Here is a 14,727-nt window from a genome sequence, read left to right as displayed (position 1 = left end):
TTCAGAAATCGACCGAGGCGGACACGATGAAGGTGCGCGGCGCGCCGACGGCGAGGAAGCCGCGGGCGGCGGAGGCCCAGTACGAATCGTCGAGCAGGTTCTGGACGAGGGCGCGGAACACGACGGGTTTCCCGTTCACGCCCTCGGTCGTGTAGCGCAGGCCTGCATCGAAGCGGGTCCAGTCCGGGACCGATTGGGTGTTGGCCTGATCATAGAACATGCTGCTCGTGTAGATCGCCCGGCCGGTCAGGGTTAGGCCCGGCGCCAGCCACGGCGGCAGGTCGTACTCGGCGTAGAGGTTGAACGCCGTATCCGGCACGCCGGGCGCGGCCTTTCCGTTGAACTGCCCCCCTGGGGTGCTGACCAGTTCCGCGTCGATGAAGGTGACGCCGCCGAGCAGCCGCAGGCCCGGCACGACCTCGCCGAATACGTTCAGCTCGACGCCGCGGTTCCGCTGCCGGCCGCTGACCGAATAGATGCGGGTCCCGGGATCGGTGAAGGCGTTCGGCAGCTCGATCTCGAACAGGGCAGCCGTGGCGGCGATGGTGCCGAAATCATACTTGACGCCGATCTCCTTCTGCCGCCCGACGGCGGGCGGGAAGAGTTCGTTGCTGTTGATCGCCGTGAGGGGCGCAGCCGCCACCGGGTCGAGCGACTCGATGTAGTTGCCGTAGAACGACAGGTTCTCGAATGGGCTCAGCACGAAGGTGATGGCGGGGCTGAAGCGGCCCTCCTGATAATTCGAGGTCACCTGCCCCTGTGTCGGTCCTGGCCGAGTGGCGAAGCCCTGCTGGTCGATCTCCTGGTAGCGCCCGCCCAGCGTCAGCAGGAACCGGTCGCTGCCGAACAGCGACAGGGTGTCGGCGATCGCCACGCTGCGTGCGGAGAGCTGGGCGAAGAGCGGCTGCGCGGCGGAGCGGGGCAGTCCGATCGTTGGAATCGACCCAGTCGGCAGATAGACAGGATTATAGATGTTGATCGTGTAAGGGGTGAAGACAGGGGGCACGAAGCCGCTGCGGAAGTTCTTGTTGTTCGCCTCGACTGCGGAAATGTTCACCTGATGGTCGAGGAAGCCGGTGCTGAAGCGGGTGCGCAGGCCGACCTCGCCGGTCAGGCCCTGGATCTCCTGGGGCTGGATCGCGAGCGTATTGGTCGCCAGCCCGGTCGTGCTCGTCACGCGGTAGTTCGAGGTGAGGAAGTCCTCGTTGTAGCGGCTGGCGCCGCCGGCGATGTAGACCGTCGTGTCGGGCAGGACGTCGTACTCGGCCCGGCCCGCGATCATGCCGTAGCGGCTGTCGTTGTACTCAAAGGGGTTTGCGGTGTTGATCCGGTTATTCGGGGCCCGCGGAATCGCGATGCCCGGCGCGACCGCGTTGAACAGTGAGGTCGGCGCCGTGACGTTCTGCGTCGAGTGGGTCATGTCGAGCGAGGCGCGGAACCGGTCGCCGCGATAGTCGAGGCCGAGCGCGGCGACCCCCACCTCGATCGCGTTGTTGTCGAGCGGCGTGGCGCCGGTGCGGTAGGCGCCGTTGAAACGCACGCCCCATTCCTTGAACTCACCGAAGCGGCGGCCGAGATCGGCATGGGTCCAGATCTGGGCGTCGCTGAGATAGGTCGTGGTGAGTCGCGCGAACGGCTCGTCGTAGGCGCGCTTCGGGATGAGGTTGATCGTGCCGCCGACGCGGCCGGTGCCGCCGCTGAGAAGCGCGGAGGGGCCGAGCAGGATCTCGACGCGCTCCAGCCCCTCGGTGAAGGAGCGGCGCGGATTGGCGAGATAGAACAGGCCGTCGAAGGCGGTGTCGAGGTTGGTGACCGAGAAGCCGCGGATGAAGTAGGAATCGCGCTCGCTATAGGGCGGCGCATCGTTGCGCACCGATGAGTTGTTCAGCACGACGTCGGCGAGCGACACCGCCTGCTGATCCTCGATCAGCTTCTCGGTGTAGCCCGTGATGCTGAAGGGCGTCTTCAGGACGGAGCGGTTGCCCAGCAAGCCGACCCGGGTTCCTGAACCGACCTGGCCGCCGGCATAGGGCACGGGCGGCTGTCCGACGGTTCCCGTGGGCGGCGGCAGGCCGGCGACCGCGGCACGACCCTGACCTTGCCCCTGGACATGCAGCTCGTCGAGCTGCACCGCGCCCGCAGCCTCCGCGCCGAGTTGGACGTAGCGTGGGTTGACCAGGGTGATGGTCGAGGCGCCGGCCGGGCGGTAAGTGAGGCCCGTGCCCTCCAGGATCCTGGTCAGGGCCTCGATCGGCGCGAACTCGCCGGCGAGCCCTTGCGTCTCCAGCCGCGCCGTCAGCGCGGTCGGGTAGACCAGCTTGACCCCGGCCTGCTCGGTGAAGGCGACGAGACCGCTCTCCAGCGAGCCTTTCGGGATGGCGAGGCGAACCGGCTCGGCGGCCATCGGTGTCTCGGCCAGGATCGTGCGCGCCGCCGGGCCACGCGTGCGCTTCGCCTCGCCGGTGATCTCGCCGGCCTGGACAGCCGCCTGGGCCATCACCGCGACCGACACGCCGGCCAGCGCGAGCCCCGCCACCCGGCCCCGTGAAAACTTGCGCGCGCGCGACGCCATGCCAAAGCCCCATCGATCCATCGCGAGGGGCGGCACGCGTCGCGTCATCCGCGCCCTCGATGATGAAGATCAACGGGCCCGCGAACTCCTGACGTGGCGCGCGCGATTTTTTTCGGCCGCCCTCACAGGGGCGATCCGACTAGCACCAGCAGGGGCGAGAGGCGCCGGATGCGCGCGCCCATGGTCGCGGCGATCACGTCGAGGGCCTCGTCGGTGTTGCGGGCGTCGAAGGCGCCGGTCACCCGCCGTTCGCCGAGCCGGGGATCGAGCAGCACGATTCGCCCGCGGCGGTAGCGGTTCAGTTCCGCCAGGACCGCCGCCAGCGGCTGTCCTGCGAAGATCAGCCGGCCGTCGCGCCAAGCCAGGTCGCGCTCTACATCGGCCGCCGTCACCTGCAGGGCGCCGCCGCCGATACGGATTTCCTCTCCGGCCGAGACCACGGCGCGCCCGCTCGGCCCCGACACGTCGACACGCCCCTCCGCCACGCCCACGGGACGGAGTGCCCCATCCGCGCGCAGGAAGAAGCGGGTTCCGACCGCGCGCACACTCAGGCCGCCGCCGCGCACGACGAACGGGCGGTTGGGATCGGGCACGACATCGAAGCTGGCCTCGCCGCGCAGAAGCGCGATCCCGCGCTCCCGCTCGGTGAACTGCAGCGCGATCGCCGTGTCGGTGTTGAGCGCGACGCCGCTGCCGTCGGGAAGCGTCGCGTGCGCGATGGTGCCGACATCGCTCCACAGATCCGCGCGCAGCCGGTCGAGGAGCCCGACCTCGTATGCCAGGCCGCCTCCGAACAGGGCGAGGGCGGCCAAGCTCGCAAGCGTCTTCGGCGGCCGCTTGGGCGACCCCTTGGGAAGCCCCTCGCGGGGGCGGGGATCGGGAAGCTGCCCGAGCCTGCGCCACAGCGCATCCATCTCGGCGTAGGCCGCCGCGTGGGCCGGGTCGGCCCTGCGCCACGCCTCGAATTCCCGGCGGTCGGCCTCGGTGGCGTCGGAGGAGGAAAGCCGCGCGACCCAGGCCGCGGCCGCGCGTTCGACCGGATCGTCGCCGTCGTCGGTCTCGTCGGCCTCTGCCCCGTCGCTGCCGGCCACGTCTCATCCCCCGGGGGCCTCCGGCAGCCCGACATGGCGCCGCGCGGGTGTCCTATCCCCTTAGATCAACGAGGTCGCGGCCTCCTGATGCGACTCGTTCAAAAAAGATCGAGGCGGCTGCGGCGGCACTGCAGGAGGGCCTTGATGATGTGCTTCTCGACCATGTTGCGCGAGATGCCGAGGCGCAACGCGATCTCTCCGTTGGCAAGGCCGTCGAGGCGGCTGAGCAGGAACACCTCGCGGCAGCGGGGCGGCAACGCGTCGATCACCCCGGCGAGGCGCCGCAGCTCCTGACGGGCGATCGCCTGCCGCTCCGGGAGAGCGTAGCCGTCGGCCACCTCGGCCAGTTCCGCCTCGCATTTCGCCGCGAACAGGGTCCGTTCCAGCCGGCCGCGGTTGCGCATCCGCAGGGCGACGTTGGTGGCGATGCGAAACAGCAGGGCGGACGGGTGCTCGATGCTCGTGCGCGAGAGCGCGGCGACCATGCGCATATAGGTTTCCTGGCTCGCATCCGCGGCATCGGCCGGGTTGTCGAGCAGGCGGCCGAGGAAGCGCCGGAGCTTCAGGCCCTCGTGCCGGTACAGGGCGTCGATCGACACCCCCGCCGCCCCTCCCGTCATGACATCGGCCCCGTCGCTCACAGATGATCCCGCACCGTTCGATCAGTGAGGAGCGACCAGAACGAGAGGGGCGGACGATGCAAGTCCCGCAATAGCTTGTATAACTTCCAGTCTAGGCGCCGTCGCTTCCGCAACACGTTGGACTAACAACCGAAATGTCTGCCAGAAGCTGAAGACAAGAATTATTACAACTCAAGCATCGAAACCATTTCATCATCTCGTTGCAGATCCGCAACAGGCTGGTTCGCCGCCACGCTGCGGGTGCTCCCCCGCCGGGTCCATACCGCGGGGTCGAAACCGAAGTCGGGGGTCGAGCCCCGATCCGAATGAAGCCGGCGGCATGGTGGGCGCCGCGACGAGGCGGTGACGCGCCACAATCACCGATCGGGCGTCATACGCGCCGCTTCTCGAGGGGCGCCGTGGCAAGCGAGGGACCTCCAGGCGCAACTCGCAACAGGCAAGAATAAATCAAGGGCATCTGCACCGCCAAGCAACTGCAACGGAACAACAAACACCGTATCACCCTATATCAAGAACAATTCCAATCGGCTCAACTTCACTTGACGCGCACTTGAAGTTTGCGCAACACGCCCTCAGCTTTACGCGATTCGAGGGAGTCCTCAGTCCGATGAGCAAGTACAACGAAAAGCAATTTTCTTACTCTTACGCTTCTCCCAACATCTTCTTCCCACTTACGAAATCGCGCATCGATTTTTGCCCCTCTCCGCAACGGTGAGTTCGGCACGCCGTCGGCCCGCACGACGGCGGTGAGGCCCGCGCGCCGGCAAGCGGATGGCCGCCGTCATCCGCGTGCGGGGCCGCCGACGCGCCATGTGGGGCGCCGTCGATCGACAGAACGGCCGGGGCCGGCCCCGAAGGCTCCTTTCGAGGATGAGGTTTTGAGGATCATGCCACCATCGTCTCAAGCCGTGGCCGAGGCGGCCGCCTTCCGCAGCTTCGCCAACGGATATCTGCGCGAGATCGACCCCGGCATCCGGGTCCGCCACGCGCTGCCGGACGGCCCGCCCGCACGCTGCGTCGAGTGGAACCTGCGCAGCCGTCGCCTCGCGATCCGCGCCGAGATCCTGTCCCCGTCACTGTGCGGCGCGCACGCCTTCGGCCGTCTCTGGACGCGTCACCTGCACGAACCGCGCTGGCGGGCGGTGGCGCCGATGCGCGCGCTGCAGGAGCTTCTCGGCGAGGCCTATTCCCGCGCCGACGAGGGCCGGGGCGAGACCGCCCGCGAACGTGAACTGGAACTGCTCGGGCGCGTGCTCGACAGCTACCGCGAGACCGCACGCCTGCTTGATTTTGCGGAGCGGGAGGCGGACGCCACCGGCTTCATCGCCGCCGAGCGCGCCCTCGTCTTCGGCCACTGGCTGCACCCGACGCCCAAGAGCCGCCAGGGCCTCACCACCTGGCAGGCCCGCACCTACGCGCCGGAGGAGGGCGGCTCGTTCCGGCTCGCCGTGTTCGCGGCGCAGGCGAGCCTCGTGCGCCACGATTCGGCGGAGACCCGCGCCGCGCCCGACCTCGCCCTCGACCTCATCGGCTCGGATGACGCCCGCCTGGATCTGCGCGCGGGCGAGATCGCCCTGCCGATGCACCCGCTCCAGGCCGAGGCGCTGATGCTGGAGCCGCACGTCGCGGCGCTCGTCGAGGCGGGCCGCCTGCGGCCCCTCGGCGCCTTCGGCCCGCGCTTCACCGCGACCTCCTCGCTGCGCACCGTCTACGCCGCCGAGAGCCCGTGGATGGCGAAGTTCTCACTGCCCGTCACCCTCACCAACTCGTTGCGGGTGAACCGGCTCGCCGAACTCAAGGCCGGGGTCGCCATGGCGCGGCTGCTGGCGAAAAGCGGGTTCGGCGCGCGCCATCCGAATTTCCGGATCCTGGCCGACCCCGCCTATCTCACCCTGCACTGTCCCGGCCGCGAGGAGAGCGGCTTCGAGACGGTCCTGCGCGAAAACCCCTTCCGGAACGGCGCGGAGCGGGGGGTCGCCACCCTGGCGGCACTCACCGCCGAGCCGCTGCCCGGCCGCCCCTCGCGGCTGGAGGCGCTCCTGCGGCAGGTCTGCCCGGACGGCGCGGCCGCCCGCGCCCAGGCCGCCCGCACGTGGTTTAGCCGCTATCTCGACTGCATGCTGGAGCCCGTCGTCGCCCTCTACGACGGGCACGGCATCGCGCTTGAGGCCCACCAGCAGAACGCCCTGCTCGACGTCGCCTCCGGCTGGCCGGAGCGCGGCTTCTACCGCGACAACCAGGGCTTCTACCTCTCCGAGGCCGCCCGCCCGCGGCTCCTGCGCGACGCGCCCGAAACCGGTTCGATCGCCTCGCTCTACTTCGCCGACGGCGAGATCCGCCGACGCCTCGCCTACTATCTCGTGGTCAACCAGATCTTTTCCGTGATCGCCCGGATGGGCCATGACGGGCTGGCGCGCGAGGAAACGCTCCTCGACGATCTCGCCCGGCGCCTTGAAGCGATGGCGCACCGCCTGACGGGTGCGGGCTACGCCTTCGCCCGCTCGGTGCTCGACGGGCCGACGCTCTGCACCAAGGCCAACCTGCGGGTGCGCCTGTCCGACCGCGACGAACTCGCCTCGGGCGACGGCCGCGGCAACTACATCGACATGCCGAACCCGCTTCACGCGGCGGCTCGGGGCGAGGCCGGCCATGCCCTCGCTTCGTAACGACAGGGAGCCGCCGGAGGCACGCGTCCTGCGCCAGTTGGCGGAAGCCGTCCTGTTCGAGGGGCTGGCCGAGCGCGGACCTGTCGGCGCCTCCGGTCGGATCGAATGGCGCCTCGGCCCGCACCGCTTCCGCGCAACCGGCACGCTCGGCGCTTTCGGCCGCCCTCGCCTCGATCCCGGTTCGGTCGAGATGGCGGACGGGGAGGGGGGCTGGAAACCGGCCGATCTCGCCGCCCTCGTCGAGGCCCTGCCCGCCGCTCCCGAGCACCGGGCGCGGCTGCTGGCGGAGCTTGAACAGACGGTCGAACTCTGCCGCTGGAACGCCGAAAACCTGTCGCCGCCGGAGCGCCGCACTCTGCCCTTCGCCGCCCTGGATGCAGCGCTCTGGGAGGGTCATCCCTACCATCCGAGCTTCAAGGCCCGCACCGGCTTCAGCCTGGAGGATCACCGCCGCTACGGGCCCGAAGCCGCTGCGCCGTTCCGCCTCGAATGGCTGGCGATCCGCCGCGACACGATCGCCCTCGCCGGGCCGGGCGCGGAAGCCGCGTTCTGGCGGGCCGAACTCGGCGGGGAATGGGACGTGCTGGCGGAGCGTCTCGGCGCGACCGGGCACTCTCTCGACACGCACGCCCTTCTGCCGGTCCATCCCTGGCAGATGCGCCGGCTCGAAAAAGACGCCTTGCAGCCCTGGCTGGCGGAGGGCCGCGCCGTCGCCCTCGGCATCGCCGGCCCGCGCTACGTCGCCAGCCAATCCCTGCGCACGCTGCACAACCACGATGATCCGTCCGCCGCGAGCGTGAAGCTGGCGCTCGCCGTCGTCTCGACCTCCAGCCTGCGCATCCTCGACCCGCATTTCGTGCTGACCGGCCCGGCCCTGTCGGACTGGCTCGCGGACATCGTCGCCGCCGACCCCACACTGCGTAAGCACGTGACGGTGCTGCGTGAATACGCCGCCGCACTCGCCGACCGGGGCGGGCCGCTCGCCGGCCATCTCGCCGCGATCTGGCGGGAGAGCCCGCGCCTCGCGCCCGGCGAGGCGGCCGTGCCCTTCAACGCGCTGACCGTATGCGAAGCGGATGGCAGCCCCTTCGTTGCGCCCTGGCTCGAACGATACGGCCGCGACGCCTGGCTCGACCGCCTAGTCGCGGTCGCGGTGCTGCCGGTGTGGCACCTGCTCGCCGCCCACGGCGTCGCCCTGGAGGCGCACGGCCAGAACATGATCCTGGTCCACCGCGACGGCTGGCCGGAACGGGTGATCCTGCGCGACTTCCACGAGAGCGCGGAATACGCCCCCGACTTCGTGACCGACCCGGCAGGCGTGCCGGATTTCGGGGCGATCGACCCCGCCCATGCCGGCCCGGCGGAGGACCGCTTCCACGCCATGCGCTCGGCCGCGACGCTGGCCGAACTCGTCACCGACAGCCTGTTCGTCTTCAACCTCAGCGAGATCACCGCCGCTCTCGCGCGTCGGCATGGCCTCGATGAGGCGGGCTTCTGGCGCCGCCTCGGCCGGCAGTTGCGGCGCCACGCTGCGGAGTACGGGCTGGAGGCGCGCTTCGCCCGCCTCGCCGTCGAGGCGCCCCGGCTGCGGGTCGAGGCGCTTCTGTCGCGCAAGCTCGGGCTCGGCGAGGCGCAGGGCAGCCTCCACGCGCCCAACACCCTGTTCCACTCCCCCGACGCCCCTTCCGGAGACTGCATGATCGAGATCGACGGCCGCACCATCCCTGCCGACGAGATGGAGGCCGCCATCCGCCGCGCCGGGGACGCGGCGGCCTTCCGCGGCGGCAGCGGCGAGCGTGTCGCCGCGCGCTTTCGCGACACCGCCCAGAGCCTCGCCTTCATCCTCGCCGCCCGCCGGCATGGCGCGAGCCTGCTGCCGATCCATCCGGCGCTGCCCGATGAGGGCGCGCGCCGGCTCGCCGAGCGCGCCAGCTGCCACCGCCTGTTCCTCGACAGCCTGGAGGGCGAGGCCTTGGCTGGCGCCGCCCCGCCGGTGCCGGGAGAGGGCGAGTTGCTCCAGATGAGTTCCGGCACCACTGGCGAGCCCAAATGCATCGCCCGCCCCTGGGGCGCGGTCGAGCGCGAGATCGAGAGCTACGTCGGCGCCTTCACCGAGCCGGACGGGATGATTCCGGTCATCGCCTGCCCGATCACCCATTCCTACGGGCTGATCTGCGGGCTGTTCGTCGGCCTACGCCGCGGCCGCGTGCCGGTGATCGTCGACACCACGAATCCGAAATATCTTCTGCGCCGCCTGCGCGAGATCGAGCGCCCGGTGCTCTACACCGCGCCGGCCATGCTGCACACGCTGGCCCGGCTCCTGCCCGAGGGCGAGACAATCCACGCGGCGATGGTCTCGGGCACGCTCCTGCCCGCGCCCTGGTTTGCCGCCATCCGGGAGCGCGTCACCCACCTGTTCCAGCAATACGGCTGCTCGGAAGCCGGCTGCATCGCGATCAACCCGGATCTGCGCCGCGCCGACGCCATCGGCCGCCCGCTGCCGCATCACCGCGTCCGCGCGGGAACGGGTCCCGACGCTCCGGCAGAGATCGTGGTCGAGGGGGAGGGCGGCACGATCCGCACCGCCGATCTCGGCTACCTCCAACCCGACGGCATGCTGGTCTTCGTCGCGCGCCGGGACGACACGATCAACGTCTCGGGCCTCAACGTCTATCCCGGCGAGGTCGAGGACGTGGTCATGGCCCTGCCCGGCATCACCGACGCCGTCGCCTTCGCCCGGCCCGATCCGTTCGCGGGCGAGCGGGTGACGCTGCTGTTCAGCGCGGAAGGCCCCATGCCGCCCCGCACCCTTCAGGACTGGTGCCGCCGCTGGCTCGCCGGCCATCAGGTGCCGGTGGAGGCGGTGCAGGTCGGCGCGATCCCGCGGGAGGCCAACGGCAAGATTTCGCGACGCGCGGTCGCCGCGCAGTACCGGGACGGCGGCCTGGAGGCGGTGGCGTGAGCAACGAGACGTTGATCGCCGCGATCGGCACGGTGCTGCGCGAGGAAATGCGCCATCCCCATCTCGATGGGTTCGGGCCGGAGGCGCGGCTGAACGAGGATCTCTACCTCGATTCCGTGCAGTTGCTTCAGCTCATCCTGGCACTGGAGCTGACGCACGGCGTGTCGGTGCCGGAAGAGGCGATCAACCGGCAGGACGTCTCGACTGTGGCTGACCTCGCCCGCCTGCTGGCGCCGGGCGCGGAACCGGCCACACCGGCCGCCGAACCGGAGGCCCCCTCCGAGGGCGTCCACGGGGCGATGCCCTACGATCTGAAGATCCACTGCTTCGTCAGTTGCGTCTGCGACGGGCTGAAACGCCGCGGCATCGATCACCGTCCGTTCTACGCCCTGATCTGGGATGCCGAGTTCGCGATTACCGACGGGTCGAAGCTCGCCTACCACTCGGATGCGATGGATCACGAGTCGTTCCGCTACTGGTTCGAGCGGCTCTACGGCGTGCCGCTCGTGCCCTGGTACGACCATTCCCGCTCGAAGGAGGAGAACGTCGCCACCCTGCTCGACCTCATGGAGCGGCGGCAACCGGACGAATGCATCATGGTGATGCTCGACATGTTCCACCTCCCCGAGCGGGAGAACAAGTTCAACCAGAACCCCTTCCCGCACTACCTGCTGGTGTCGCTCTCCGACGATCCCGACCTCTGGCAGGTGCGCGACCCCGACTTCCGCTGGGAGGGCGAGATCGAGCGCGAGCGGATGCTCAACGCCATCCGCCAACCGAGCGTGGCCGGCGGCTACCGCTTCGATCCCTCGCTGGCCCACCCGCCGAGGGACACGGATCTGGCGGCCTTCTTCGATGCCTGCTTCCGGCTCGACGCCAACCCACTGATCGATGCGGCGCGCGCCATCGTGCTCGCCCATGCCGAGGGGCGCGGCGGCTTGAAGCTGACCGATCTCGGCGAGGCGTTGCGCGAACTGCCGGTGATCACCATCCGCAAATGGGCCTACGAGCACGGCTTCGCCTTCTTCTGGCGCGCCCTGCGCTGGCCGGACCCGGAGTTCCAGCGGATCTGCGACGAGATCGAGGCCCTGGTGAACGGCCTCACCGCCCTGCACTACGCCGTGCTGAAGCTTGCCCGGACCGGGGACGCGGCCGAACTCGCCCCCGTCCTCGCGCGGCTCGATGCCCTCGATGCGCAGGAATTCGCGATCAAGCGGCAGCTCGCCGCGGCCTACGCCGCGTGGCGGCAGAGAAGCCCGGACCTCGGACACGCCGCGCCGCCCTCCCGCGAAAGGCTCCCCGCATGAGAATCGCCCTCTGCACCATCAGCTTTCGCCACCATCTCGTCTCGATCGGCGAACTCGCTCGCTTCGCCCGCGGCCACGGCTTCGACGGGATCGAGTTGTGGGGGGTTCACGCCCGCAATCTCGGCCCCGGCGACCACGCCGAATGGCTCGCCGCCTACGGCCTGCACGTGCCGATGCTGAGCGACTACCTGCCCCTCGACGCACCGCCAAAAACCCTGACCGAGCGGACGGCCGAACTCGCCCGGCTCGCGGGCAGCTGGGGCGCGCCGCGCCTGCGCACCTTCGCCGGCACCAAGGGCAGTGCGGACGCCTCGGCGGAGGAGCGGGCGCACGTCGCGGCACGCCTGCGGATGGCGGCGGGCCAGCTCGCCGATCACGGCCTGCGGCTGGTGGTCGAGACGCATCCCGGCACGCTCGCCGACACCACCGACTCGCTCCTCGACCTGCTGGCTTCGGTCGATCACCCGAACCTCCGGGTGAATTTCGACACGCTCCACGTCTGGGAGGGCGGCGACGATCCGCTCGCGGCCCATGCCCGGCTGAGCCCCCATATCGACTATTACCACCTCAAGAACGTGCGCAGCCGGGCCGACCTGCCGGTGTTCGAGCCGGCCAACGTCTACGCCGCGGCCGGACGGCGCGAGGGCATGACCGCCCTGTTCGAGGGCGCGCTGGATTACGGCACCTTCCTGAAGACGCTGCCGCCACAGGCGGAAGCCTCGCTCGAATGGTTCGGCGACGCCTCGTTCGCGGTCCTGCCGACCGACCTTTTCCGCGTGCGCAGTGCCACCGCCGGCCGCCACGCCGCCAGCCCCCGCCACGCCGCGCGCTGAGCACGCCGCAGTTCAAGAGACCGCAGGAGACCGCCATGACCGAGAGCCACGCCGTGGTCAGCACCCCGCATGCCGGCCGTTATCTCCAGCAGCTCTGCAAGCACTGGGCCCACCGGTTCGAGACCGAGTTCAGCGACACGAACGCCCGGATCGCCCTGCCGCTCGGCGAGACGCGGCTGTCCGCCGACGCGGAGACCCTGACGATCGATCTGACCGCGCAGGATGCCGCCAGCCTGCCCGGTCTGCGCGACGTCGTGGTGCGCCACATCGAGCGCTTCGCCTTCCGCGAGACGCTGCGCTTCGACTGGACGTGAGCACCGTCGCACGAGCCGGCCGGCCTGCGTTGTTTTGGCGAGCGCAGCGTACCTCATGCTGAGGCGCCGGGCTGCAAGCTTGCCTCGAAGCACGCCTGAACGATCGCCCCGCGGCATCGGGTTGCCGGGAGAACCGTCGCGATGTGCTTCGAGGCTGCTGACGCAGCCCCTCAGCATGAGGAGCATTCAGATTGCCTGAGCAAAATAAGGCAACATCTTCCGACAACCTCTGAAATCAGCGGCACGAGGAACGATATGGACCTGACGATACGGGCCATGCGCGAGGACGATGCGCAGGATCTCTTCGAAATCTACAATCAGCCCGCCTTCCGCTTCGGCACCCTGGCACTTCCTTACGAATCCTTCGAGGCCGTGAAGAAGTGGGCCGAGCCGCGCTCGCCGCGCGATCTCCACCTCGCGGCGGAGCGGGAGGGACGCCTCGTCGGGGCGGCGGCCCTGCGCCCCTTCTACGGCCGGCGCGCCCACGCGGCGGAGTTCTGGATCGCGGTGCACGAGGATTTCGCCGGCAACGGCATCGGCTCGCGGCTCCTCGCGGCGGTGATCGACACGGCGGACAACTGGATCAATGTCTCGCGCATCGAGATGACGGTCTTCACCGACAACGCCCGCGCCATCGCACTCTACGAGAAATTCGGCTTCGTCATCGAGGGCACGCACCGGGCCGCCTCGTTCCGCAACGGCCGCCTCGACGACGTGCATTGCATGGCCCGCCTGCGCCCGACGAGCGGGCTCTGAATCCGGCACGGGTCGCCCGAGCGTCTTCGAGCGTCGAAGCCCCTGGATCACAGGAACATTGCTGATTTCGCGAAGGTTTTGCCCGTCAGACTCCGGCACCGCTCCAAGACAATCGGCGCCTGGCTGTCGTGTCCAGACCGGGAGATCCGATACCATGCATCGGCGCGATTTTCTGACGACTCTGCTGACCGCAACGGCCGCGCTGGCGGTGACCCGCACGGCGCTGGCCCAACCGGCGCCGGCCGGTGCCATGCCGACGCCCGTCTACCTCGCGATGGCGACGAAGGGCGGCCTGTTCCTCGAGAACACAGCGCGCGACGCCCACGCCAAGACCCGCAATCCGCGCATCAAGGCCTTCAGCCGGGCCGAGGTGACCGAGCAGGTCGACCTCGCCCGCAAGCTCGACCCGTATCTCGGTGCCGCGCCGATGACGGGCGGCGCACCCGCCGGTCCCGGCGGCCTCGTCGGCGGCTTGGTCGCCGCGCCGCTGGCGGTGGCCGGCGGTGTCGCGGGGGCGACCGTCGGCGCGGTGGGCGGGGTCGTCGGCGGCGCCCTGGGCGTGCCCGGCGGAGCCGGCCCCGGTGCCATGACCACGGACGAGCAGAAGGCCCAGATCCTGTCACAGCTCTCGGGGATGCAGCCCGGCCCCGACTACGACGCGATGTTCGTCAACGCCTCGCTCCAGGGCCATCAGGAGGCGTACCAGATCCACGGCTCCTACGCGCAGGCCGGCGAGGACCCAGCCCTGCGCCGCATCGCGGCGGGCGCGCTCCCGCTGATCCAGCGCCACATCGCCCAGCTCTCGCGGATGCAGGCAATGATGGGCGGCGCCCGGCAAGGGTAGGCCTGAACCTGCGGCGCACCGTCCCCGATCGCGTTCTCAGGGATGATGCGTCGCGATCGCGGCTCGTGATCACGGCCGGGCCGGCGTCACCCGCGCATCGACCGCCGCGGATCCTGCTCCGGCAGCATCCGGTCGAGCACGCCGTCGCGGCGGATCGCGACGTGCCAAACGGTGCCGGCAATGTGCAGCCCCACCAGGGCGTAGACGGCCCATTGCCCGGCGAGATGGACCGACTGGAAGAGGTTGCGCAGCGCCTCGTTCTTCTCGAAGCCGGGGATGGGGAAGAGATAGAAGAATTGCGTCGTGCTGCCGTTGAAGGCGCTGAGCAGGAAGCCGCTCACCGGCATCAGCAGGAACACCGCGTAGAGCAGCCAGTGGCTGATCTTCGCGATGAGGGCGAGGCCTGCCGGCTCGCTCACCTCGGGCGGCGGCGGGTTGAAGGCGCGCCACAGGATGCGGACGACCACCAGCGCGAGAATCGTGAGCCCGACCGATTTGTGAAACTGGAACAGCACCGGCTTGGACGCCGCCTCCTTGGCGAGGCTCGTGGCAACCCAGGCCAGCGGCAGGACGGCGAGGACGAGAACCGAGGTCAACCAGTGCAGCGCCTGCGCCGTGCGGGTGTAGCGCGGGAAGGCAGGAACGGGCTTCGGAGCGGCGCCGGGTGCGGCGGTTGACGTCATGGGCCAGAACCTCCCGTCGATACGGAGGATTCAGATAGGGCCCATCCCGGCCGCGCCC

11 protein-coding genes are annotated in these 14,727 nt (G+C 69.9%); 7 read left to right on the top strand and 4 right to left on the bottom strand.

Annotated elements, in window-relative coordinates; all coding sequences use genetic code 11:
- Position 1: 1 nt before the first annotated feature.
- The 3 genes from MFF24_RS10990 to MFF24_RS10980 all read right to left on the bottom strand — a co-directional run bounded on the left by MFF24_RS10990 (position 2) and on the right by MFF24_RS10980 (position 4,283).
- Positions 2-2,536, bottom strand: coding sequence for a TonB-dependent receptor (locus tag MFF24_RS10990; protein ID WP_238224556.1), 2,535 nt, complete (start codon positions 2,534-2,536; stop codon positions 2-4).
- A gap of 158 nt (positions 2,537-2,694) precedes the next feature.
- Positions 2,695-3,663 carry a FecR family protein gene (locus MFF24_RS10985; protein ID WP_238224457.1) on the bottom strand — a complete coding sequence of 323 codons (969 nt, stop codon included), beginning with the start codon at positions 3,661-3,663 and terminating at the stop codon, positions 2,695-2,697.
- A gap of 98 nt (positions 3,664-3,761) precedes the next feature.
- Positions 3,762-4,283: an RNA polymerase sigma factor gene (locus MFF24_RS10980; RefSeq protein ID WP_108943037.1), complete on the bottom strand. Its 522-nt coding sequence runs from the start codon at positions 4,281-4,283 to the stop codon at positions 3,762-3,764.
- Between the two features lie 908 nt (positions 4,284-5,191).
- Here MFF24_RS10980 and MFF24_RS10975 point away from each other — a divergent pair.
- The 7 genes from MFF24_RS10975 to MFF24_RS10945 all read left to right on the top strand — a co-directional run bounded on the left by MFF24_RS10975 (position 5,192) and on the right by MFF24_RS10945 (position 13,986).
- A complete protein-coding gene (locus tag MFF24_RS10975) occupies positions 5,192-6,970 on the top strand; it encodes an IucA/IucC family protein (protein ID WP_238224455.1) in 1,779 nt (592 codons plus the stop codon).
- Positions 6,954-9,932 (top strand): IucA/IucC family protein, encoded by a 2,979-nt coding sequence (locus MFF24_RS10970; protein WP_238224454.1) that lies wholly within the window; start codon positions 6,954-6,956, stop codon positions 9,930-9,932. Before MFF24_RS10975 ends, MFF24_RS10970 begins: the two co-directional genes overlap by 17 nt.
- On the top strand, positions 9,929-11,239 hold the full coding sequence (locus MFF24_RS10965; protein ID WP_238224452.1) for a DUF6005 family protein: 1,311 nt from the start codon (positions 9,929-9,931) through the stop codon (positions 11,237-11,239). The genes MFF24_RS10970 and MFF24_RS10965 overlap by 4 nt, the downstream gene beginning before the upstream one ends.
- Positions 11,236-12,072 carry a sugar phosphate isomerase/epimerase family protein gene (locus MFF24_RS10960; RefSeq protein WP_238224451.1) on the top strand — a complete coding sequence of 279 codons (837 nt, stop codon included), beginning with the start codon at positions 11,236-11,238 and terminating at the stop codon, positions 12,070-12,072. Before MFF24_RS10965 ends, MFF24_RS10960 begins: the two co-directional genes overlap by 4 nt.
- A gap of 35 nt (positions 12,073-12,107) precedes the next feature.
- Complete coding sequence (locus MFF24_RS10955; protein WP_133090082.1) at positions 12,108-12,386, top strand: DUF2218 domain-containing protein; 279 nt, start codon at positions 12,108-12,110, stop codon at positions 12,384-12,386.
- 255 nt (positions 12,387-12,641) lie between these two features.
- Entirely contained in the window at positions 12,642-13,142 is a 501-nt protein-coding gene (locus MFF24_RS10950; protein ID WP_238224449.1) for a GNAT family N-acetyltransferase, read from the top strand.
- 154 nt (positions 13,143-13,296) lie between these two features.
- Positions 13,297-13,986 (top strand): DUF4142 domain-containing protein, encoded by a 690-nt coding sequence (locus MFF24_RS10945; protein ID WP_238224447.1) that lies wholly within the window; start codon positions 13,297-13,299, stop codon positions 13,984-13,986.
- Between the two features lie 86 nt (positions 13,987-14,072).
- On the opposite strand, the gene MFF24_RS10940 is transcribed toward MFF24_RS10945, so the two are convergent.
- Entirely contained in the window at positions 14,073-14,669 is a 597-nt protein-coding gene (locus MFF24_RS10940) for a cytochrome b (RefSeq protein WP_133090085.1), read from the bottom strand.
- Positions 14,670-14,727: the final 58 nt, after the last annotated feature.

This window comes from Methylorubrum aminovorans, from assembly GCF_022179725.1.
GTDB classification, from domain to species: Bacteria; Pseudomonadota; Alphaproteobacteria; order Rhizobiales; family Beijerinckiaceae; genus Methylobacterium; species Methylobacterium aminovorans.
The sequence above is the reverse complement of the archived record's forward strand: the minus strand, read 5'-3'. Positions and strand labels throughout refer to the sequence as shown.